This window comes from Tumebacillus amylolyticus, from assembly GCF_016722965.1.
GTDB lineage: Bacteria > Bacillota > Bacilli > Tumebacillales > Tumebacillaceae > Tumebacillus > Tumebacillus amylolyticus.
The window spans coordinates 471490-494248 of record NZ_JAEQNB010000001.1; the positions used below are offsets into that span (position 1 = coordinate 471490).

At 55.7% G+C, this 22759-nt stretch carries 18 protein-coding genes; 16 read left to right on the forward strand and 2 right to left on the reverse strand.

Annotated features, from left to right (window positions below; all coding sequences use genetic code 11):
- Positions 1-93: 93 nt before the first annotated feature.
- The 7 genes from JJB07_RS02260 (at position 94) to fabZ (ending at position 5624) form a co-directional block, all read left to right on the forward strand.
- Positions 94-1056, forward strand: a complete 963-nt coding sequence (locus JJB07_RS02260) for a M23 family metallopeptidase (protein ID WP_201630751.1) — start codon at positions 94-96, stop codon at positions 1054-1056.
- 215 nt (positions 1057-1271) lie between these two features.
- Complete coding sequence (gene spoIIID / locus JJB07_RS02265) at positions 1272-1580, forward strand: sporulation transcriptional regulator SpoIIID (protein ID WP_038087410.1); 309 nt, start codon at positions 1272-1274, stop codon at positions 1578-1580.
- Between the two features lie 113 nt (positions 1581-1693).
- Positions 1694-2722, forward strand: a complete 1029-nt coding sequence (mreB, locus tag JJB07_RS02270; RefSeq protein ID WP_201630753.1) for a rod shape-determining protein — start codon at positions 1694-1696, stop codon at positions 2720-2722.
- Positions 2723-2762: 40 nt separating this feature from the next.
- Positions 2763-3608 carry a flagellar hook-basal body protein gene (locus tag JJB07_RS02275; protein ID WP_201630755.1) on the forward strand — a complete coding sequence of 282 codons (846 nt, stop codon included), beginning with the start codon at positions 2763-2765 and terminating at the stop codon, positions 3606-3608.
- A gap of 18 nt (positions 3609-3626) precedes the next feature.
- Complete coding sequence (locus JJB07_RS02280; protein WP_201630757.1) at positions 3627-4475, forward strand: flagellar hook-basal body protein; 849 nt, start codon at positions 3627-3629, stop codon at positions 4473-4475.
- A 7-nt stretch (positions 4476-4482) separates the two neighbouring features.
- Positions 4483-5001: a CDP-alcohol phosphatidyltransferase family protein gene (locus tag JJB07_RS02285; protein ID WP_347338308.1), complete on the forward strand. Its 519-nt coding sequence runs from the start codon at positions 4483-4485 to the stop codon at positions 4999-5001.
- 191 nt (positions 5002-5192) lie between these two features.
- Complete coding sequence (fabZ, locus tag JJB07_RS02290) at positions 5193-5624, forward strand: 3-hydroxyacyl-ACP dehydratase FabZ (protein WP_201630759.1); 432 nt, start codon at positions 5193-5195, stop codon at positions 5622-5624.
- A 194-nt stretch (positions 5625-5818) separates the two neighbouring features.
- Here fabZ and JJB07_RS02295 read toward each other — a convergent pair whose 3' ends face one another.
- Positions 5819-6385 (reverse strand): sigma-70 family RNA polymerase sigma factor, encoded by a 567-nt coding sequence (locus JJB07_RS02295; protein ID WP_201630761.1) that lies wholly within the window; start codon positions 6383-6385, stop codon positions 5819-5821.
- Between the two features lie 201 nt (positions 6386-6586).
- On the opposite strand from JJB07_RS02295, the gene JJB07_RS02300 reads away from it, so the two are divergent.
- Entirely contained in the window at positions 6587-7066 is a 480-nt protein-coding gene (locus tag JJB07_RS02300) for a hypothetical protein (protein ID WP_201630763.1), read from the forward strand.
- A 99-nt stretch (positions 7067-7165) separates the two neighbouring features.
- On the opposite strand, the gene JJB07_RS02305 is transcribed toward JJB07_RS02300, so the two are convergent.
- Positions 7166-7813, reverse strand: coding sequence for a YigZ family protein (locus JJB07_RS02305; protein ID WP_201630765.1), 648 nt, complete (start codon positions 7811-7813; stop codon positions 7166-7168).
- Positions 7814-7942: 129 nt separating this feature from the next.
- Between JJB07_RS02305 and JJB07_RS02310 the strand changes: the two genes are divergently transcribed.
- The 8 genes from JJB07_RS02310 to JJB07_RS02345 all read left to right on the forward strand — a co-directional run bounded on the left by JJB07_RS02310 (position 7943) and on the right by JJB07_RS02345 (position 22722).
- Entirely contained in the window at positions 7943-8650 is a 708-nt protein-coding gene (locus JJB07_RS02310) for an S-layer homology domain-containing protein (RefSeq protein ID WP_201630767.1), read from the forward strand.
- Positions 8650-9990: an O-antigen ligase family protein gene (locus tag JJB07_RS02315; RefSeq protein WP_201630769.1), complete on the forward strand. Its 1341-nt coding sequence runs from the start codon at positions 8650-8652 to the stop codon at positions 9988-9990. The genes JJB07_RS02310 and JJB07_RS02315 overlap by 1 nt, the downstream gene beginning before the upstream one ends.
- A gap of 17 nt (positions 9991-10007) precedes the next feature.
- A complete protein-coding gene (locus tag JJB07_RS02320; protein WP_201630771.1) occupies positions 10008-11135 on the forward strand; it encodes a glycosyltransferase in 1128 nt (375 codons plus the stop codon).
- Between the two features lie 536 nt (positions 11136-11671).
- The gene (locus JJB07_RS02325; RefSeq protein WP_201630773.1) at positions 11672-14803 is read left to right on the forward strand and encodes an S-layer homology domain-containing protein; all 3132 of its coding nucleotides are present in this window, start codon (positions 11672-11674) and stop codon (positions 14801-14803) included.
- Between the two features lie 103 nt (positions 14804-14906).
- Complete coding sequence (locus JJB07_RS23870) at positions 14907-15419, forward strand: SLAP domain-containing protein (RefSeq protein ID WP_201630775.1); 513 nt, start codon at positions 14907-14909, stop codon at positions 15417-15419.
- 146 nt (positions 15420-15565) lie between these two features.
- Entirely contained in the window at positions 15566-17260 is a 1695-nt protein-coding gene (locus JJB07_RS02335) for a phospho-sugar mutase (protein WP_201630777.1), read from the forward strand.
- A gap of 161 nt (positions 17261-17421) precedes the next feature.
- On the forward strand, positions 17422-21219 hold the full coding sequence (locus tag JJB07_RS24340) for an S-layer homology domain-containing protein (RefSeq protein ID WP_201630779.1): 3798 nt from the start codon (positions 17422-17424) through the stop codon (positions 21217-21219).
- Between the two features lie 60 nt (positions 21220-21279).
- Positions 21280-22722, forward strand: a complete 1443-nt coding sequence (locus JJB07_RS02345; RefSeq protein WP_201630781.1) for a S41 family peptidase — start codon at positions 21280-21282, stop codon at positions 22720-22722.
- Positions 22723-22759 lie beyond the last annotated feature (37 nt).

A 22759-nucleotide genomic window follows, 5' to 3' on the forward strand; every position in this document is an offset into this window, starting at 1 on the left:
GTGCGCAGACTTCTGTTTTTTTATCAAAAATCTCCGGGGGACATGTTTATCAATCTCACAATGGGGTGAGAATGTCTTCTAGAGGTGATTGATATGAACAACAACAATGAAAACAAAAACATGCAAGACAAAGCGCAAGAAACGAACAAATCTGCCAAGTCTTCGTTTTTTGCCAAGCGCTGGACGTTCCCGGTTATCTATCTCGCAGCATCCGTCCTCATCGTTGGTTTGATGTACGCCAAATCCCAAGAAGCGTCACCGTACGATGTGAAGAAAACGACGGAAACCCCGAATGTGGCCGGCCCGACGATTCCGAGCACCGACAACGCGGCAACCCCGACGAACGCAGCACCGACCTTCCAATGGCCGGTCGGAGAAGGCGGCGGCGACGCGGCGATCTCGATGGACTTCTACCGCGAAGACGCGTCCGAAGAAGAGCAAGCGGCATCGCTGATCTCCTATGAAAACCGCTTCATCCCGAACCAAGGTGTGAACCTCGGTCTGCAAAACGACGCACCGTTCACCGTCATCGCAGCAGCGAAAGGCACCGTCCTCTCCGTCACCGAAGATCCGCTGATGGGTCAAACCATCGAGATCCAACATGACGGCGGCTACACCACCTACTACGCATCGCTCTCCAACGTCGATGTGCAAAAAGGCGCGCAAGTCCTCGCAGGCCAACCGATCGCCAAGACCGGCAACAACCGCCTGGAGAAAGACGAGAAAAACCACCTGCACTTCGAACTGCGCAAGGACGGCAAACCGGTAGACCCGAACACCCTGCTCCCGGAAAAACCGAAGATGGACAACGCGAAAACCACGCATACCGACTCTCAGCAATCGACGACCACGTCCGGCACCGCAAGCGACGCTTCCGAAAAAGCTTCCAGCACCGCAACGCAACCGGCTGAGAAGAAAGACGGCGCGAACGCTTCCGACACCAGCAAAGCGAAAGACAGCACCAAAACCGATGACACCGGCAAAGCGACCGACGATGCAGCGAAAGACCAAGCTCCGGCTGAAAAAACCGACGGTGCAACGACTCCCGCCGAGTAGTCTCCAAGACGCACAAGCGTCTCAAAACCGCCTCTCACCCCGCGTGAGAGGCGGTTTTTTTTCGACTTCCTAAAAAAATGCTAGGGTGAGATAGAGAGAGATATTTAGCGAAAAACGCCTGTCAGGGCTTGTCAAACCGCAATTTTGGAATATGAAGTACCCCTCCTCATATACATGTATCAGACAATCCGATGAACATGGGGAGGCGAAGGAGAATGCATGATTACATCAAAGAACGCACCCTAAAAATCGGCGAATACATCGTGGAGACCAAGAACACGGTCCGAACGATCGCCCGAGAGTTTGGGGTCTCCAAAAGCACGGTACACAAAGACCTGACGGAGCGTTTGCCGGAAATCAATCCGGATCTCGCAAACCGGGTGAAAGAGATTCTGGAATACCACAAATCCATCCGCCATCTGCGGGGAGGAGAGGCGACCAAGAAGAAGTACCGCAAAGACGAAACAAAGCGAAAAATGGCGAAAAACCTGCATGTGGAAAGAGGAGTTTCCGCACCCCTGTAGAACTTCTAGAGAGCGGAATCTCATCTACTTAGCCCTCTAGTGGCGTACCCGAGCTGAGACTTCGCTTCTACCTATGTACAAATGCAACGGGGCTAAGGGAGGATCTTTCGAACATGTTCGGAATTGACATCGGCGTGGACTTAGGTACGGCGAACGTGCTGGTTCATGTCAAAGGCAAGGGTATTGTACTCGATGAGCCGTCAGTCGTGGCCATCGACAGTCAAACGAAAAAAGTCGTTGCAGTCGGCGAAGAGGCGCGTCGGATGCTTGGACGTACGCCGGGGCACATCGTGGCAACCCGGCCGCTGCGTGAAGGCGTCATCGCCGACTTTGATACTACAGAGATTATGCTTCGCCATTTCATCAACAAGTCGATCGGCAAAAGTCCGTTCAAGCGTCCGCGCGTGATGATCTGCGTGCCTTCCGGGATCACCTCGGTCGAGCAGAAAGCGGTCATCGAAGCGGCGGAGCGAACGGGTGCGAAGCAAGTCTATTTGATTTCAGAACCGAAAGCAGCCGCGATTGGGGCCGGGCTCGACATCTTTGAGCCGTCCGGCAGCATGGTGGTCGATATTGGCGGAGGCACGACCGACGTAGCCGTTCTCTCGCTCGGAGATGTGGTCACCGCCAATTCGATTCGCGTCGCGGGGGACAAGTTTGACGAAGCGATCATTCGCCATATTCGCAAAGACCATTCTCTGTTGATCGGTGAACGCACGGCCGAAGAAATCAAGATCAAAGTGGCGTCCGTTTTCCCGTATGCTCGTCATGAGACGCTGGATATTCGCGGTCGCGACATGATCTCCGGATTGCCGAAAACGGTGACGGTTGTATCGGAAGAGATGCGGGAAGCGTTGCAAGAGACGGTCGATCTGATCGTCGTCACAACGAAAAGCGTCTTGGAACAGACCCCGCCGGAGTTGGCAGCCGATATTTTTGACAAAGGCATCGTATTGACCGGGGGCGGCGCTCTGTTGCACGGGCTGGACCGCCTGTTGCAGCAAGAGTTGCAAGTTCCGGTGCATATCGCCCAAGACCCGCTGTTCTGCGTCGTCAAAGGCACCGGCATCGCACTGGACAACCTCAACAAAGTCACTCGGTCGCTTCTTAATAAAAAAACCACCAACGCCGTCCATGTCTAAGCACCAGAGTTCGCAGTCTCTACGAGGGAGGAACTGAGCTATGATTCGCGGTCTGTACATCGCACAGTCGGGCATGCATTCCAACGAACGCATGCAGGAAGTGATCACGAACAACATTGCCAACGCCAATACCGTCGGCTACAAGGGCGACACGTCTGTCGTCCGCTCGTTTCCGGATGAGTTGCTGTTTCGCATGAACGACTTGCAGAAGGGCGGACCGGGCGGCAACAAGCGCGAAATCGGGACGCTCAGCAGCGGGGCTTTCTTGGAAGAGATCGTGCCGCGCTTCGTGCAAGGTCAACTCGTCGCGTCGGACAACCCTCACGCCCGCGCCATCGTAGACTCTCTGCCGCGCGACGATCAGGACTTCCGCCGTGCTTTCTTCCCGGTGCAGGAGCGCAACTCCGGCAACGTCATGTATACGCGCGACGGTGATTTCCATGTCGAGCCGGGCACGAACTTCCTCGTCGATTCCGGCGGCAACTACGTGCTGCCGACCGATTCGACGACGCACAACGCCGTCAACGACGCTCGGATCAAAGTCGATCCCGACGGCAAGTACGCGATCACCGACGCAAACGGCCGAGGATATCAAATTCCGCCGGGCCGCACGATCCAAGAGGGCATCGTTTACATCCAAGACAGCAACAAATTGGAGAAGTACGGCGATTCGCTCTACCAGGGCGGCACGGTGATCACGAACAACGCCGAGCTCTCGACTCTTGCAAGCACCATGCAGGAGAAGCAGTTGGAGCAGTCCAACGTGGACATGGCGGGCTCGATGGTCTCGATGATGCAAGTGATGCGCAGTTACGAAGCCAATCAACGGATGATCAAGACGTTGGACGGCACGCTTGAAAAAGCCGCCACCATCGGTCGTCTCTAAGAAGAGGGGGTGTAAGCCATGAGATCGCTGTGGACTTCGGCTCATGGGATGTCCGCGATGCAGACGCGTCTGGATTCGCTCGGGCATAACATGGCCAACTTGAACACGACCGGCTACAAGTCGGAGGATGTGCAGTTCAAAGATATGCTCTACCTCACGATGCAGCAGAAGGACGGAGTCAAGTCTCTCCCGGGACGCTTGACGACGGCAGACCTGCGGCTGGGTCACGGGGTTCTCGCCGTCGGTACGGTCGCGTCGTTTGCGCAAGGCGAGATTCAGACCACGCAAAACGCCCTCGACCTCGCGATTCAAGGGGACGGATTCTTCAAGATCCGAGCGTACGACCAATCGAACACCCCGTTCGACGCGTACACCCGTGACGGTTCGTTCAAAGTCGGCACCGTCGGGACCGATCAATACTTGGTCACCGCCGACGGCAATCCGGTGCTCGACACCAACAACCAACCGATCCTGCTGACCGACTACGACGCGGCCTCCGTAAAAGTCGATCAGAACGGTGTGATCTCGGCGCTCCCGAGCTCGCCTGCCAACGGCACCGCGTATGTGGAGCTTGGCCAGATCGAAGTAACGCGCATCGCGCATCCGGAATCCAATCTCACCGCTGCGGGTGAGAATCTCTATCGCCAGGTGGCCAACGCCAACCCGGCTGACATTCAAGCAAACGGAACTGTACTCAACGGCGTTCGTCACAGCACCCTGCAACAGCGGGCGCTGGAAATGTCCAACGTCGATATGTCCCAGCAGATGACGGAGATGATCGTGGCCCAGCGTGCCTACTCGTTGAACGCACGCGCCTTGACGACAACCGATCAGATGATGGGCATCGCCAACAACCTGCGGGCGTAGGTTCTGGATGTTGAACCTTCCGAACCTGTTGACGATGCTGCGATTCGGGTGTATCCCGGTCTACGGCATCGTCTTTTTTTCGGACTCTCCTTACAACATGCTGTATGCGTTGCTCGTGCTCGCCCTCGCCGGGCTGACCGATGTCATCGACGGGTACTTGGCACGGACGTTTGATTGGGTCACGGAATTGGGTTCGATGCTCGACCCGTTGGCCGACAAACTGATGATGCTGGCGGTGATCCTGTCCTTGGTGATCGACGGTCGCGTCTCGTGGTGGGCAACCGGTTTGATGGTCCTGCGCGAAGTCGGGATGATCGTGACGAGTGTGTTTTTCGTCTCGCAGGGCAAGAAAACCGTTCCGGCGATGTTCTGGGGCAAAGCGACGACGGTGCTGATGTATCTCGCGCTGGTCGCCTTGTTGTTGCGCTGGCCGCACGCAGAGTGGTTGTTATGGGGAGTCCTCGTCGTGGCTTTCGGTACATCCTGTGTCTATCTGCAACGATTCCGAGCGCTGAACGTCAAATAAAAAGCACCTCTACCCGTACTTGTTGCGGGGTGAGGTGCTTTTTATATAAACTCCCGTGCCGGCCGGCCTGCGGAAGGTGTCTGTAGTATGTGACCGAGGGCTGTTCGCTATGCGGCGTAGAAAGCGGAAGTAAAATTTGGTATGCTAAGAGACAGTGTATTTCCGTTGAAGTCGAAGGAGGACGAACAGCCATGATGAACATTGATGAAATTCAATCGGTGTTGCCGCACCGCTACCCGTTTTTGCTGGTGGACCGTATCGAAGAGGTTGTCATCGGGGAGAAAGCGGTAGGGATCAAGAACGTCACGATCAACGAACCGTTCTTCCAAGGTCACTTCCCGGGCTTCCCGGTGATGCCGGGCGTGCTGATCGTCGAAGCGATGGCACAAGTCGGCGGCGTGGCGATGCTCTCCAAACCGGAGAACCAAGGTCGTCTCGCTCTGTTTGCCGGGATCGACGCATGCCGTTTCCGTGGACAAGTCCGCCCGGGCGATGTCCTGCGCATGGAAGTGGAGATCACCCGCTTGAAGGGGCCGATCGGCAAAGGCAAGGGCGTTGCAACGGTAGACGGCAACGTGGTTTGCGAAGCGGAATTGATGTTTGCGTTCGTGGATCAGAAATAATTTTCGAGAAAAAGACCTCGTCCTGAGCTGGACGAGGTCTTTTTTTATTGCGTGTTCTTTCAATAGATAGCGGGAGTTTCTGAAGTCTTGCAGAGGTTCGCAAAGGCGTGCGTTTCTACGCGAGAGTTCCCGAGGCTGTGCGAGCGTTTGCCGAAAGTTACTCCCTTGACGTGGGCTTGGCGGGTCTGGTTTGATTAGCTCCGACGGAGTTGCGCTTTGATCTTGTGGAAGGCTTGTCTCTTCCACATGTGGACGGTGTTGCGGTGGACGCCTTGCAAACGGGCGATGTCTGCCACGGTGTGACCGTCGAAAACGAGACTCTCGACATAGAGAACTTCGCGGTCTGAAAGTGAGGAGAGCAACTCGTGCCATTCGATTTCGGAGAAGTCGGCGTGGAGTTGGGGGCTTGAATTCGGCAGCAAGTCGAGGAGAGAGTCTTGGCCGTCGGCAGTCTCCCGGCTGGCAGAGAGTTCGCGAGCCTGCCTTCTGCCTCGCATCCTGACATAGTGCCAGACGGCCGCTTTGGTTTGCGTTTTGGCAACGCTGGCAAACGGGTGGTCGAGTTCGGGGTCGAAGGTGTGGATCGCTTTTAGAAAGCCCATGTACGATTCTTGCAAGAGCTCACTGCGCTCTTGGTGGGGGACGTTGTAGCGTTTAACAGCTGAGAGAATCAGATTTTCAAATTCATTCAGTAATTCGATCATGGCGGCAGAATCTTGCTGCTGCGCTTGTCGTACGAGAGGCGTCCAGCGGTCGGGCATCGGTTGGAACTCCTACTGACTTGGGGACCGGTCTTCGTCGGAATGTCGTATACGCACTCTCAGGGTAGTGCGAGACAAGTCCTTCGTCCAATGCGCACCCGGTGCTCGCTCGGGTGCGACTCGCCTCGGGAGGAGTCCGACTCAACGTGTGTCGCAGGGGACTTGGGTTCGCCGGAACTTTGAAAGGAGAAGTGGTGTGGAATGCAACAGGACGTTGAAACTTTCATCCGCGAATTGGCGTTGTTGGAGCCGGTGTACGTGGAGGGCGGCGGAGATAGGACGAGGGTGGTATTGGCAGACGGCACACAGCGGCTGGACCCGCGCACGGTGTCGGTTTTGCTCAAGGGCATCGCCCGCTATTACGGCGTGGACCTCACGGCTGTGCGAGAGCGCTATGGGGACATACTAGGGAAAAGGTTGCATGTTCCGCTGCCTTTTTCGTCGGGTCTCGTGCTGATCCCGCTGAAAATGCGCATCCCGCGCATCGCCAAGGACGGCACGACAGGGTATGTCGTCGCCCGGCGCATCGACTTCATTCGCGAGGGAGCAACGCCGACGGAGTGCCGTTTGGAATTGCAAAGCGGGGACGGCGTGACTTGCTTGCAAAGCGCCGACTTCGCGAAGCAACAACTGCGCCATGCGCGAATCGTTCAGACCTTCTACCAAGAACGCATGCGTTAAAAAAAAGCACCCCCACGCGTGGCGGGAGCGCTTTTTTTGAAAACATGTGTGTGCGGTGGTGAATCGCGAGGGCTGCGAACTGTACGTTTTGTTCGCGTGTTATTTGACGAGCTTGCCGTCTCGGTCGAAGAGGTAGTATTGTTCGGTGTTGGTGAGGATGGCTTGTCCGTTTGTCGCGTTGATCAGGCGTTTGTGAACGGCTTCCGTATCGTCGACGGGGCAGAGGGCGTAGACGGTGACGCGATCGAGGTAGTCGACACGGTCGATGTGCCAGCCGCCGGCGTGGAGTTCGTTTTCGATCTTGCCGTACCACGTATAGTCGATGTCGATGGCGATCTCTTGGAACAGGATGCGCGTCACGATCCCCGCCGCTTGCAGTCCGGCTCCACAGCCTGCGCTGTAGGCGCGGATCAGTCCGCCGGCCCCGAGCATGATGCCGCCGAAGTAGCGGGTGACGACGACGGCGACGTTGTGCAACTCTTCTTTTTTGATCACTTCGAGGATCGGTTTGCCGGCGGTGCCTGCCGGTTCGCCGTCGTCGCTGGCTTTTTGCACTTCATCGTGCGGGCCGAATACATACGCAAAACAGTTGTGAGTGGCGTCCCAGTGCTTTTTTTGCAAAGTGGCGATAAAGTGGAGCGCTTCGTCCTCCGATTGAACGGGCGTGGCGTATCCGATGAACCGGGATTTTTTGATAATCAGCGTATCTTCACCCGGGGCGAGTAGTGTGCGATAGGATTTCAACATGGGGTAGGACCTCCCTTTTTTGCAACTTGTCACCCTTTTGTTACGACAGTTGAATTGACGTGTCCTTCCACGAGTCTTACAATAAGTAAGGTATTTTGCTACAGGAGCAGATAAAGATGGAGGAATCTCATGCGGAATAAAAAATTCATCTGGTTCACTTCAGTGGTCGTGGTCCTCTATTTCGCTACGATCAGCGTGTTCTACCAGCTTCCGTTCAAGACGGGGACGACGGTTTTCCAAGACGTCGACCAATCTCATTGGGCGGCCTACGACATTGAGTACATGTACGACCAGGGCCTTATGAAGGGCCGTGATGAGACGGTCTTCAACTTCTATCCGGAAGCGGTGATGACGCGCGCCGAGTTGGTGGCGTTGATGCTGCGCGTCGACGGTGCCGATCTGGCCAAACTGGACCAGACGGCGACGGTGAAGTACACCGACATCCCGTCCGGGCATTGGTCGATTCCGGTGCTTGCAGAAGCGGAGAAGCGCAACTTGATCCCGTTCAAGGATGTGGCACAAGGCAAGTTCCAACCGGACAAGCCGGTCACCCGCGGGGAGTTGTCGCAGGGCGTCGTTCAATCGCTCCACTTGCAGTATTCCACCTTGATCGACGGCATACAGCCTGTGAACGACATCGGAGGCAACTTGTACGAGCCAGCGATCTCCACGATGCTTACGAACAAGTATGCCAAAGGGTACGAAGACAACACCTTCCGCCCGAATGAGAACGCCTCCCGTGCAACGGTGGCGAGTCTTTTTGCAAAGGCATTGCGTGAGAACCGTCCGGAAACCAAGACGGACGCCAATGCCAAGAAGAAGGGAGGAAATCAATAATGGGAGTCGCCTTGCAGAAGTCCCGCACTCGCGACTGGACGTATTATTTGTTGCTCACCCTCTCCTTCTTCTCGATGGTGAACTACATCCTGCGTGACACGATTGGCCACATTCCGGTCATCGGTTCGCTGGTCCCGGCATGGAAGGAATTGATCATCCTCCTGCTGTACATCGCGTTTTACATGAAATCCAAAGCAGAGGGCCGCTTCGATTGGAAGTCGTCCCGGATGCACAAACTAATCCTATTCGTCGCGATCGCGGCGGTGCTCTCGGGGGTCTACAACTGGGTGTTCGACCCGGAGACCTTGCGCATCGCACCGAAGCCGTATACGTGGGTTCCGGTTCATCTGGACCTCTCCACGTTTGTAGACGGCATCCGGACGCTGCTCGAAGCCTCGCTGTACTTTTTCGTGCTGAATGCACTGCTTGATGACGAAGACACGATCAAGGATATGATCAACGCGATGATCATCGCGGCGTTCCTCGTGGCGTGCTACGGCATCTACCAAAAACTCTCCGGGGTGGAATCGCCGAAGAGTTGGGTGTACTCGGAGCAGGAATCCAACATTAAACTGCGCGTCTTCTCCACGATCGGCAACCCGAATGCGCTCGGCGGGTACATGGTGTTGATTACGCCGATTGCGTTGTCGCTGGCGATTCACGCCAAGGACTGGCTGAAACGCTCGCTCTACGGCATCGTGGCGTTGTTCCTCATGTACACGATGGTCATGACCTATTCGCGCGGGGCTTGGATCGGGTTTGTGGCCGGCATGGCGCTCTACACGGTCATCACCCGCAACAAATGGCTGGCGGGGATCGGCATCCTCGGTCTCGTCGCGGCTCCGTTCGTCGCACACGATGTTGTGTCGCGCTTGACGCTCGCCTTCACACCGGAGTACCTCGCGAAGTCTGCGAACAAAGGCCGTGTGGAATTCTGGGGACGTGCGATCAAGATCTGGCTGAAAAACCCTGTGTTCGGGACCGGGATCGGAACCGCGGGGGACTCGGTTGCCACCCGTCACAACATGCCGGGGGCGACGTGGATTGACAACCAGTATGTAAAATTGCTGGCGGAGACGGGCATTGTCGGGTTGCTCACCTACCTCGCGATGCTGTTCGCTCCGGTCATCAACGGGGCGAAGTCGGTGTTCGGTTCCAAGCAAAAAGGCACGTACTTGTACGCGCTCAATGCCGGGATCACCGCGGCGCTGTTCGGGATGATCGTTGAGAACGTCACGGCAGCCATTATTGAAGACTTGAACGTTACCACGCACTTCTGGGTGCTGATTGCGATCCTCTATGTCGGGGTTCGCATGGCGCGCGAGAAGGCAAACGCATAAAGGCAGGCGGTAAACCCATGGTGGAAGCACCCATCCGCGTCCTCTATCTGATCGGAGGCGGCGAGTTCGGCGGGGCGGAACAGCACTTGCTCGGACTCGTCAGCCACTTGGACGCTCATGAATTTCATCCGCAGGTCGCCGTCTTTTATGAAGAGGAGTTCTCCGCCAGAGAGCGGGCGCTGGGCATCCCGACGACCGTCCTCAAAAGCGACTCGAAGAATCTCGGCGGTTTGAACCCTCTGCGCGACCTGATTCGCGATTGGCGGCCGCACGTCATCCATACGCATGGTGTGCGCGCCAACTTGATTGGACGGCTGGCGAACCGGGCCGAGGGCTTTCCTGCGAAATCGGTCACCACGGTTCACAGCATCATGTCGCTCGACTATCCGGTGGCATGGAAGCGCATGATCTTCGGCGCTGCGGAACAGAAGACGTGGCCCTACGTCGACCACTTCATCGTCGTCTCGGAAGCAATGAAGCGAGACTTGATCAAAGTCGGCATGCCCAAAGACAAGCTGAGCGTCATCCACAACGCGCTGGAGTTGCCGGAAGAGCCGCAAGAGCATCATCCGGTGACCGACCTGCGCGAGTTGATCGGGGTGGGCGAGGACGTCACCATCGTCGGCACCGTCGCCCGCTTGCATCCGGTCAAGGGGCATACGTACCTGCTCAAAGCGATTCAGAAGATCGTGCAAGAGCGTCAAGACGTCGTGTTCCCGTGGTTTGGCGACGGCGACTTGCATGCGGAGTTGGAGCGCGAGGCGAAGGAATTGGGCATCGACTCCTACGTCAAGTTCCTCGGGTTCCGCAAGGATGTGCCCGATCTCTTGCCGCAGTTGGACGTGTTCGTGTTGCCGTCGCTCTCGGAAGGTTTGAGCGTGGCGATCCTCGAAGCGTTGGCGGTCGGCGTCCCAATGATTGCGACGGCCGTCGGCGGAACACCGGAAGTGATCACGGACGGTGAGGACGGTTTGTTGGTCCCTTCGGCGAATCCGAACGCACTTGCAGAAGCGGTGTGTCTCCTCGTCAAGAACACGGAGCTTCGCAGACGTCTCGCCGAGGCGGGTCAAGAGATGGTCTTCCGGCGTTTTGCGATCTCCAGACTGGTCCGCGAGACGACAGAAGTATACAAGAATCTGCTTTAAGTTTTCGACAAACGGAATGAAGCAGCCCCTGCTCACATAGGTTGAGTAGGGGCTTTTTCATACCCATGGAAAAAAGTAGTTGTCAAAAAGATGAGTCCTGCTCTACAATCTATAATTGATCGCTCTGTAAAGTCGGGCGGGACGCCTATAGCGGCTGCGCGTGAAGACTGTCGAATATTCTGTATGTTTCAAATTGGTCACACTTACAGAATCTAGTGGGCTACTTTTTGTCTCCTAGCTAGTGACAAACTTTTCGCAGTTTGCTATAGTACAGACATAGGCTCGAGCCCTTGAGAAACTCAACCGCCGTGAAGCTGTCATGAGAGCTTCGCCGGGGAGTGGTCTTGGCGCCACCAAGACCACAAACTGCTAGCCAGCCTGTCGCATCGAGCCGATTCGACAGGAGCATATATCCTCAAGGGTCTATACAATTTTTCTTTAAGAGGGTCTCGACGGTGTACGCCGAACTTTCTGAACTGTTGCAGAGGTTCGAATCGACAGTGATCAAGACTCGCAATCAGAAGGAGGAAGACTCTGTGACTAAAAGCAAGAAGCTCACCGCAACTGTAGCTGCATCCGCAGTTGCATCCGCACTCGTAGCACCGGCAGCATTCGCTGGTACCAACTTCTCCGACATCGACGGTTCTTTCGCGAAAGACGCGATCATCCAACTCGCTGATGCTGGTATCCTCAATGGTGTAGGCGGCGGCCAATTCAACCCGACCGGCCTGATCGAGCGCCAAGACTTCGCGATCGTTCTCGCAAAAGCTCTGAAACTCGACACCTCGGCTGCTCCGGCAACCGCAACCTTCTCCGACATCCCGGCTGACCACTACGCGTACGCAGCTGTTGAAGCTTGCGTAAAAGCTGGTCTGATCAAAGGTCAAGGCAACGGCACCTTCGGCGAAGGCGCTAACCTGACCCGCGAAGACATGGCTGTATTCTTCGGCCGCGCTCTCAACCTGGTTGCTGGTTCCGACGTTGTTACCGGTCAAGCTTCCAAGCTGAACTTCTCTGATGCTGCTTCCATCTCCGACTACGCGAAAGACGCAGTAGGCGCAGCATTCGACCTTGGTTACATCTCCGGCTCTAACGGCGCTTTCGATCCGAAAGGCACCGCTACCCGTGAGCAAGTTGCTTCCTTGGCTACCCGCTGGATGACTGCAGCTGACAAAGTTGCAAACAACGTCTTCGCTGGCGTAACCTACACCGACGCTAACACCCTGACGATCAACTTCTCCAAAGAAGTTGCTGACATCAAGGCTGCTGACGTTACGGTCGCTTCCAAAGCTGACGGCAAAGCAGTTGCAGTTTCCGCTGTAACCCTGTCCGCTGACAAGAAGTCCGCTACCGTTAAAACCGACGCTCTTGCTGGTGCAACCACCTACTCCGTAACCTTCGGCGGCAAAACCGTAGAAGTGACCACCCCGGACAAACTGGATGCTACCGTAGCAGCTGCTGGCGCTAAGAAGATCTCCGTGACCTTCAACTCCGCAGTTGACACCACCAAAGCTTCCTTCTCCGTTAAGAAAGGCTCCATCGCAATCAACGTTGCTTCGGTTGCTTTCGATGACGCTAAGAAAGTTGCAACCTTGACCCTGTCTTCCAACCTGACCGCTGGCGACTACACCGTAGCTGCAAACGGCCTGGCGAACGCAGTTTCCAAGACCTTCACCGCTGAAGATCAAAAAGTTGCAAAAGTCGACATCAACGACAATGCAATCTTGACCGGCGTTCCGGCTGATGCAAGCAAAGTTGTAAACGTTGCTTACACCGTTTCTAACCAATACGGCGAAGATGTAACCACCACCCTCGGCACCGGCGTGAAGTTCACCGTTGGTAACGGTACTGGTGCAGATACCGATAGCGATGGCGCTTACACCGTCACCTCGCTGACCGATGCTGGTTACAAAGTCGGCGACAAAATTACCATCGCTGTACTTGATCCGACCACCGGTACCTTTGTTTCGAAGGCAGTAACTGTATCTGACAAGTCTTCCGTAAGCGAAGTTACGATCTCTGACCTGTTCAACACGAACGCGAAGACCCTGAGCGCAGCTACCAACCTGGCAACCGATGAGTTCGACCTCGTCGTATCTGCGAAGGACCAATACGGCAACGCTGTTGCTGCAGGCAAGATCGCAAACGACGTTCTTGTTACCGTATCCGACTCTTCCATCGTTACCATCGGTGCTTTCAAAGACATCACCTTGGCTGATGGTACCAAAGCAGTTGGTCTCCAACTGATGAACGGTAACGGTGCACTTACCGCTCGCGCTGGTGCAGCTAAAGTCACCATCGTATCCCGCACCACCGGCAAATTGGCTTCCTACGATGTAAACGTTAAGGAAACCGTTGCTGTTGATACCCTCTCCATGACCGCTCCGGACTTGGCTGTTGCTGGTGAAACGGTAACCATCCCGTACACCGCTGTTGACCAATTCGGTGCAGAAACCACCGATGTTAACGTCCTTCAAAACGGCGTTACCTTCACCTCTACCGTTGGTACGGTTGCTTTCGTTCCGAACTATGTTACCGGTAAAGCTGAACTGAAGTTGACCCTGCCGGCTGATGCAAATGCAGGCCACGCTGTAATCTCCGCGATCACTTCGAAAGCGAAGAGCGCATTCGTTAACGTAGCGTACCAAAAAACCGCTGTTCCGACCGTTATCACGGGTCTGAAAAACATCAACACCAACTTTGCAAAAGACGGCGCTTCCAAACTGACCTTGGATAACGTTGTACTTGCTGACCAGTACGGTCGCACCTACGACAACTCCAAGTTGGCTGCGCAACTCGGTGCTGCTGAAGGCAACTACCAACTGAAGATCGAATCCTCGGATTCTGCTAAAGTTGATGGCGCGACCACCTTCACCTCGGGTATTGATTTCACCACCTTCCACGGTCTGGTAAAAGGTTCTTCGACCCTTACCTTCACCCTGCTCAAAGTTACCGGCGGTGTAGCTGCTCCGGTAGCTAACTCCGGCTTCACCTCCACTTCCACCGTCGTGGAAAAAGCAGACATCAAATCTTACGAGCTGGCTGACTTCTCCAAGCTGCTCGCAAACGATGCTCCTCACGATGTAGCAGTTAAGGTATCCGGCGTACTGGCTGATGGTTCCAAGGTTGTAGTTCCGAGCTCTTACTACACCGTTCGCACCAACGATGCTGGCACCGCTTACACGGATGCTGACACCAACACGATTCACTCCGATGGCACGGTTGTTGACGCTACCACCAAGGAAGGTACTGTTCCGGTTATCGTAACCGTAGAAGGCGCAACCGGCCCGCAGACCATCGTGAAAAACCTTGTTGTCTCCACGGCTCCGGCTGTCGCTAACACGCTGTCCTTGACCGACGATGTAATGGTATCTGACGGCGTTGCAACCGTTAGCTACGCAGCTATCTATGATGCTGTGGCTACTAAGACCACTAAAGCTCTCGTAGATACCTTCGTAAACGCAGCAGTAGACGTTGTTGACCAATACGGCATCGACATCTCCGCTAACAACACCTTCACTACCCAAAACGTACTGGTAACCAACATCGTTAACTCTGCTGGTGTTGCTCATACCATTGATACGATCGCTGCTGGCGATACCTTCAACGTAACGGCTATCACCAACAACGGCAAAATCATCACCTTCAAAGTTATCGTTAAAGCTTAATTACGATAATCCGAGAAAGGAGTCCCTTCGGGGGCTCCTTTTTTGCGTTTTGCTAAGTTTGTGCGGCCTGCGGTATACTCTTCTGAGAAGGAGGTGTATCGGTGTGAGTGGTTTTTTCAGTCGTTTGTTCGGACGTAAGCCGGTGACCGCAGTTGAGGAGCAAGAACCTGTGCGTGAGGAACTTGATGAGAGATCGATCCCGACTACTGCAACGGTGCTCAACCAAGTGTTCTTGGACGTAACGCAGAAACAGAAGGGCGAGTACAGCATTTTAGAGATCCAGCAATTTGAGCAGTTCTTGGCCAAATGCCCTCCGCTCTTGATCGGACAGTTCGATTTCCAAGCGTATGAAGCAGGTCCGCACCACGGTGGGTGGTTTGCTCACGTTTTCATCCGCAATGCCGTGTCTGTCGGCGATAATTTGAGTTTGCAAGTGATCCCGCTCTCTCTCTATGATGCACTCGGAGAGAAGCTTGCCTCGCATCTGTTCGAACTGGACATGCAACCGATTAAGTTCGGGGAAGCGAGACTCCACACATTCTACTGGCCGGGCGAAACGTCGCTCAAGCCGTCGGCGCTCGCAGACCTGACCACCTTCCGCGTGGACATGGTCTAAGACATCAAAAAGCCTTCCCACCAAGCAGGTGGGGAGGCTTTTTGCGTTGGTATAGATACTTGGCAAAGGAATAGATATAGGTGACGACGAAAAGGGTTGAATAGCACAACCCAGTAGATCGGTGAAGGAATCAGGAGGGGTTTCGTTTGAAAGGGTATCAGTCCGAATATCAACGTTGGCTGCATCATCAAGCGCTCGAACCGCATCTGTTGCAAGAACTGCAAGGTCTGTCGGAGGAGAAAGACATCGAAGACCGCTTCTACCGTCATCTCGAATTCGGCACCGGAGGTCTGCGCGGCGTCATCGGCGCGGGGACGAACCGGATGAACACGTATACGGTGCGCCGCGTCACCGAAGGTCTCGCTCGCTATCTCGTTCAACACGTTGAAGGCGCACAGAACAAAGGGGTCGTCATCGCCTACGATTCTCGCCACATGTCCCCGGAATTCGCTGCGGAGGCCGCGGGGGTACTGGCGAACCACGGCGTGCGCGCGTACTTGTTCCAAGAACTGCGCCCGACGCCGGAACTGTCGTTTGCCGTGCGTCATCTCGGAGCGGCGGGCGGCATCGTCGTCACGGCGAGCCACAACCCGCCGGAGTACAACGGCTACAAAGTCTACGGCGAGGACGGCGGACAACTGCCGCCGCATGCCGCCGATCAGATTCTGGCGGAGATCGACAAAGTAGAGGACGAGTTGGTGTTGCAAGCTCTCTCACTCGAAGAAGGCATCGCACGGGGCTTGATCACGATGCTTGGCGACGAGATTGACGAGCTCTACACCGAACGACTCGTCGGCCTGTCTCTGCAACCTGAACTCATTCGCGCTGTGTCCGATGAAGTGCGGATCGTGTTCACTCCGCTGCACGGCACCGGCAACAAACCGGTGCGCCGCGTGTTGGAAGCACTCGGATTCCGCCATGTCCACGTCGTGCCGGAGCAAGAGCTCCCGGACCCGAACTTCTCCACCGTGAAGTCGCCGAACCCCGAGGAACGCCAAGCGTTCACGTTGGCGATGAAACTGGCGGAGGAAGTGGACGCCGACGTTATCCTCGGCACCGATCCCGATGCAGACCGCGTCGGGGTGGTCGTGCGCGATGCCGGCGGTGAGTTCATGGTTCTCAACGGCAACCAGACCGGAGCTCTGCTGCTGCACTACATCCTCGAACAGCGCAAAGCAAACGGCACGCTTCCCGCTAACGGTGTGATGCTCAAAACGATCGTCACATCGAACCTCGGCCGCGCCATCGCCGAGAAAAACGGCGTCACCACCGTCGACGTCCTGACCGGCTTCAAATTCATCGGCGAAAAAATCAAAGAGTACGAAGAGACGGGAGCCCACACGTTCCTGTTCGGCTACGAAGAGAGCTACGGCTACCTGATCGGCGACTTCGTGCGCGACAAAGACGCCGTGCAAGCGGCGATGATGGCCGCGGAGATGGCGGCGTATTACAAGGGTCAAGGCAAGACGCTCTCCCAAGTGCTGCACGAGGTATACGAAACGTACGGAACCTACCTCGAAGATCTGCTTTCGTTCACCTTCAAAGGCAAGGAAGGCCAAGAAAAAATCGCCCAGATGATGGAAGACTTGCGCCGCACGCCGTTGACCGCGATGGGGAGCCTGCAAGTGGAAGCCGCCAAGGACTACGCGCAAGGCATCGAAGGGCTGCCCAAAGCCAACGTCCTCAAGTACGTGCTGACCGACGGTTCCTGGGTGGCGATCCGCCCGTCCGGCACCGAGCCCAAGATCAAGTTCTACTTCAGCGCCGTCGCCGACAACCGGACAGTCGCAATGGAAAAACTGGAAGAACTCAAATCCTTCGTGCTCAACCTGATTCAATAAAAAAACGACCCCCGGCGCATGCGACGGGGGGTCGTTTTTTGTTTGTGGGGGTCGAACGAGGTAGTATTTTGTTTCCAATTTACATCATTCGGCAGGACTTGTGTCCGAACCTGTCGAAAGTGTACGCTACTCAGAAAATACCTGCAGAGGAGGACATTTGGGTGGCTCGCAGACAAAGTCGTTTGCTGAGCGTGCTCGTTGCGCTGGTGATGTTGCTCACCTTGATTCCCGTTTTCCCGGCGCAAGCGGCCAGCTCGCAATATTTCACGTTCCCTGCCTTCGGTAAGACCCCTACGGAAGCCATGAACAATCCGGTCAACGTTGCCGTGATCGACCAGTTCCACGGGCAGTTTTCACAAACTGTTCCGACGAACCTGTCGTACAAAGTTCAGCAGCAAGTGCTGGATGCGGGCAACAACTGGGTGGACAAAGGAACTCCCAAAGTCGTGCAAACTGCGACTCCGGTGATCTCCGGCCCTTCCAACCAAGAATTTTCGCTTCAGAACATTGCTTTATTTGTCGGGATGAACAAAATCACCATCGCAACTCCTAGTGGTGTTGAAGGCATTTGTTACATCTACTATGACAATGCGCCGGTTATCTTGGACATCTCGCTCAACGGGGCCGAGAAGCTCAACGACTCCACGATCCCGTTCGTGGATCAAGCGCAACAGTTCTTCTTGATCTCCACTTCCAACGCCCAGTCGGTTACCGTCAACGGCACCAACGCAAACAAGTATGGCACGAATAGTTTCTCCCTTTCGAACTATGCTCTCACGCCTGGATTGAACACGCTGACGTTCGTGGCGAAGTCTGACACTCGTCAGTACACCATCCAGCGCAAGATCATCTTCTTGAATGGTCCGGGCGCCCTGTACAACGTCTACATGCAATCGGACATGAACAACACGGCCAACGATGCTGTGCAGATCGACGGAGGCAGCGTCATCTCTTCCTCGACCGGCCTTCCGAGAGGGATCAAGGCACAGGTTTCCGTTCCGTCCAACGGCGGCATCGATCCGCAGTTGCAATTCGATACGGTCGCTCTCTCTCGCGATTCTGCCGGTGTGTTTGCCATCTCGACGGCAGACCCGCAGCTTGTGGGGAAAGTGAACATCGTCAACCCGCCGGTCGATGACACAAAAGGACACAAGATCTACACGTTCTTCATCGATCTCTCCGGCGTCACGGCAACGGCCGGTTGGCCGATCTCGACCAACGGTACGTATACGTTCACGTTGACCGGCAAGTATTACGACGGGTCCAACCAGCAGAAACCGCTGATTTCGACGATCCCGTTCGTGTACAAAGACTCATCCAAAGCCTCGATTTCCAACGTCAAACAGATTTTCGGCGTCGATGAAACGACCGACACCGGCGGAACCCCGGGGTACTTCTCCTCGGCGATCTCCACGTTGCCGATCTATGCGCAAATCAACGCACAGAACAACGCAGGTGCTTTCACTCCGCAAGTGTCCGTCACCCAAAACGGCAACACCGTCACCCTCGTCAACGGCACCGATTACACCATCGTGGCGTCCGACGACACACCGGGTGCCGGCTCGCGGGAAATCAAGATCCTCAAATTGCCGTTCGTCGGCGACATGAACTTGAATTTCTCGATCACCGATTCGGGCAATACGGACAACTATTCTCCGATCCAAATCAAGTACACCCCGATTCCGTCGATCGCCGTCTACGGCATCTACGACGGGGACAACTATACGCTGACCGATTTGCCGGACTTCAGCGGGAAACTGTTCAACTTCGTGGACAACACGGAGAAGCAGAACATCAAAGTCACCGTGAACGGTCAAGTCAAGCATGCCACCATCAACACCTCCACGAACCGTTTCACCGTCGTGAACGCCGATCCGGCCGCTCCGAACCAGTTGGCGGGCGTTCTGAACGAAGGTGCCAATGAGATCAAAATCGAAGGCACCGCACAGGGCATTCCGGTGCTCACCCGTCTGACGGTGTACTACTTCACCAACGACGCGCCGAACATCGCGATGCCGTTCCCGGTTCCGGTTCCGCCGCCTGCGCAAGCGTCTTCGCGCAACGTGACGGACGCTACAGGTAAGTTCGTACTGGAAAACGGCACCGACTCCACCTATGACACCACCGAGAAATCGGCGGATATCCTGTTCTCCGTCGGCAACGCGGACAAAGCGGTCATCATGAAGGACGGCGTTCAGTTCTTCACGATCACGTTCAACGCCGACGGCACGACGACGCCGGCCGCTCCGTTTATCATCAACGGCACGACCATCGACATCGAGCCGCGTCTGTCGGGCTCGTCGACCTACTACCGCATCACGGGCATTCCGCTTACCCTCGGTACGAACTCGTTCGTCATCAAGGGGATCAAGGGCCCGATCACCACGTTCAAGCCGCTCTCGATCATCCGCAGCAACCCGCCTTACCAAGTTCTCTCGCCGCTGCTTCCGCAAGAGCGCGTCGTCAACCAAAACTTTGTGCCGGTCGTCATCAAAGCGGACGGTGCTGACAAAGTTCTGATCGGCAAAAACGAGATGACGAAGTACGTAGAGAACGGGGAGACGTACTACAAGTACGAAGTCACCGGCCTGAAAGCGGGCAACAACACCATCAAGTACTCCGTCGTGCGCGGGACGCAGCAGTCGAACGACCAGTTCGAAGTCAACTATGCGAACACCGACACGATCGGCGCGCAATACAAAGCAACGCTTTCCTCCAACACGAACATGAAAGTCTTCAACAACAAAATCAGCGTCTCGTTCCCGAAAGGCACGATGCTGACGCCGTTTAACGACACCACGACCAAAATCGAACTGTTCGACAAGCAACAGTTCCTGTTTGGGATCGCCGATCAGGTCGACGGTCGCACGCAAAAGACCTTCAACCATCTGGGACAAGTGGTGAACATCAACTCCGATCCGTTCCTCAAGACCCGATTGTCCGTTCAGCAACACTTCGGCTACGCAAGTAACCTGTTCTGGGTGGACTCCGGGTTCTATGATTCGATGCAACCGGGCTACGTGCAAGTCAACGGGATGCAGCCGTACTACGGAGAAGAGATGAACTATAACCAAACGGGTACGCCGTTCTCCAAGTACAACGTCTTGAACCGGAACATGCCGACGTCTTGGTTGAAACCGACCAACCGCGGCACGATCACGCTCAAGTACGATGACGCAGTTCGCGACTTTGCAGCGAACCGCCTGTCGATCTGGCACTACGGCCTGCTCGACCAAAACGGCACCACCAACTGGGAGAACATCGGAGGGAAAGTCGACACCAAGTCGCACACGATCTCCGCTTCCATGGACGACTTTGGGTACTACGCAGTCTTCCTGAACACGTATGGCTTCGACGACACCGAATCGCATGACTTCGCCCGCGATGACATGGAGCTGCTGTATGCGCGCGGCATCATGAACTCCAAGGACGGCGGCGAATTCGGCGCGTATGAGCCGACCACTCGCGGTGAGTTCGCGCAGATGATGGTCAAAGCCCTCGACCTGCCGCTGAACTATGACCCGAACAACTACCTGTTCCTCGACTTGCCGCACGCTGTGAACGTCTCCCCGTATTGGGACTGGCGTTACATTGAGACCGCAGGTCAAAAAGGCATCGTCCGCGGTGTCGGTACCCGCCAGTTCGCACCGGATGAGAAAGTCACCCGCGAACAAGCGGCCGTCATGATCGCGCTGGCGATGAACTTGAAGCTCGGCAAGGACTACGACATCTCCAAGAAAAACCTCGACAAGATCTACACCGACTCCGGAGATATCTCGATCTACGCTCGTACCGCAGTTGAAGCTGTCAACTCGAACAAGCTGATGATTGGACGCACGATTGCAAATTCCGATCCGAAGGGCAAACCGTTGCTCATCTTCGAACCGCAGGCGAACATCACCCGCGCGGAAACCGCCAAAGTCGTTGCGAACATGATGCGCAAGTTCAACCGACTGTAAGACGACAGCAGGAAACCCCCTTTGCCGTACCGAATTCTGGTACGCAAAGGGGGTTTTTTCATGCGCTGGAAAACCAAATGGACGATGACCGTCCTCGCCGGAGCCCTGTTGCTCAGTCCTGTAAGCTCGGCTTCTGCCGCAGTCGATCCCAAGAACCTCGACACATTGACCAAAATCTACTCGTTGCTCGTCGACGATCATTTTACACATCCAGACCAAGAGAAGCTGTTGAAAGCGGCGGTGAGCGGCATGCTCAACGAACTGAACGATCCGTTCACCAACTACTTCACGCCGCAGGAGTACCAGCAGTTCGTCGATGCGATCCAACAGGCGTATGCAGGCATCGGTGTTCTGTTGGAACACAGCGACGACGGCCAAGCCTTGGTGGTGAAGGAAGTCTACGCCGGTACTCCTGCCGAGCAGGGCGGTCTGCAAGTCGGGGACCGCATCGTACAGGTGGGAGACACCGCCGCCGCTCCGTCGACGCTGGATCAGCTCGCAGACCTCTTGCGCGGCTTGCCGAACACCACGGTGACGTTCCGGATCGTGCGCGGCACAGAGGCACCGAAGTCGGTCACGCTGACTCGTGAAGCGATTGAACTGCCGATGGTTGCGCAAAAAGACCTCGGGAACGGCACCGGGTATATCCGTATCTATTCCTTTGGCGACCGCACAACCCAAGAGTACGCCAAAGCCCTCTCCGACCTGCAAGAAAAAGGAGCGAAGCGCCTCGTGCTCGACTTGCGCGGCAACGGCGGCGGCTTGGTCAAAAGCGCGCTGGAGATCGCCGACAGCTTGCTGACCAAGGGCATCATCCTGCAAATGCATGAGGACGGGAACATCGTCTCCTTCGATGCGGACGCAGCCGGTGACGACCAACTGCCGGTCACCGTGCTGATCGACCGTCATTCGGCGAGTGCCTCGGAAATTCTCGCAGGCGCTCTGCAAAAAAACGGACGCGCCAAGTTGGTGGGGGAAACCTCGTACGGCAAAGGCACGATGCAAGAACCTGTGGAACTGCCCAACGGCGGTTACATCAAAGTCTCCATCGACCAGTGGATGCTCGCAGACGGCACCACACCGGATCATGTCGGCTTGACCCCCGATGTGCGCATGACGCGCCCGGAGAGCTTCTTGAACGCAGCTCTCGGCGTGCTGGAACCTGACCACGAGCAATCGGTGGTGTTCGATTCCAAGGACAACACAATTCCGGCGCCTCTCACGTTGGACGGACAGGTCTATCTCCCGCTTCGCTACACCGTCGAGATGCTGGGAGCGCCTGTGACATGGGTGGCGGAGCAAGATCAGGTCACCTTCACCCTGCAAGGACATCAAGCGACGGTGCGCCTTGCAGACGGAGTTGTGACGGTGGACGGTACCCAACTCTCGGGACATCCGTTGCGCGTGATCGACGGTACGAGTTACTTGTCCGTCGACGCTCTTAAATGGATGAAAGTAAAGGTTGACTCCACGGAAAACACAGTGAAGATCCAAACGCATTAAATGCGTTTGGATCTTTTTTTTCAAAAGTGGTTGAATT

Bases quoted from the DNA above. Each gene is read 5' to 3' on its own strand.
- JJB07_RS02260 (WP_201630751.1), top strand. From the start codon at position 94: ATGAACAACAACAATGAAAACAAAAACATGCAAGACAAAGCGCAAGAA.
- spoIIID (WP_038087410.1), top strand. From the start codon at position 1,272: ATGCATGATTACATCAAAGAACGCACCCTAAAAATCGGCGAATACATC.
- mreB (WP_201630753.1), top strand. From the start codon at position 1,694: ATGTTCGGAATTGACATCGGCGTGGACTTAGGTACGGCGAACGTGCTG.
- JJB07_RS02275 (WP_201630755.1), top strand. From the start codon at position 2,763: ATGATTCGCGGTCTGTACATCGCACAGTCGGGCATGCATTCCAACGAA.
- JJB07_RS02280 (WP_201630757.1), top strand. From the start codon at position 3,627: ATGAGATCGCTGTGGACTTCGGCTCATGGGATGTCCGCGATGCAGACG.
- JJB07_RS02285 (WP_347338308.1), top strand. From the start codon at position 4,483: ATGTTGAACCTTCCGAACCTGTTGACGATGCTGCGATTCGGGTGTATC.
- fabZ (WP_201630759.1), top strand. From the start codon at position 5,193: ATGATGAACATTGATGAAATTCAATCGGTGTTGCCGCACCGCTACCCG.
- JJB07_RS02295 (WP_201630761.1), bottom strand. From the start codon at position 6,385: ATGCCCGACCGCTGGACGCCTCTCGTACGACAAGCGCAGCAGCAAGAT.
- JJB07_RS02300 (WP_201630763.1), top strand. From the start codon at position 6,587: ATGCAACAGGACGTTGAAACTTTCATCCGCGAATTGGCGTTGTTGGAG.
- JJB07_RS02305 (WP_201630765.1), bottom strand. From the start codon at position 7,813: ATGTTGAAATCCTATCGCACACTACTCGCCCCGGGTGAAGATACGCTG.
- JJB07_RS02310 (WP_201630767.1), top strand. From the start codon at position 7,943: ATGCGGAATAAAAAATTCATCTGGTTCACTTCAGTGGTCGTGGTCCTC.
- JJB07_RS02315 (WP_201630769.1), top strand. From the start codon at position 8,650: ATGGGAGTCGCCTTGCAGAAGTCCCGCACTCGCGACTGGACGTATTAT.
- JJB07_RS02320 (WP_201630771.1), top strand. From the start codon at position 10,008: ATGGTGGAAGCACCCATCCGCGTCCTCTATCTGATCGGAGGCGGCGAG.
- JJB07_RS02345 (WP_201630781.1), top strand. From the start codon at position 21,280: ATGCGCTGGAAAACCAAATGGACGATGACCGTCCTCGCCGGAGCCCTG.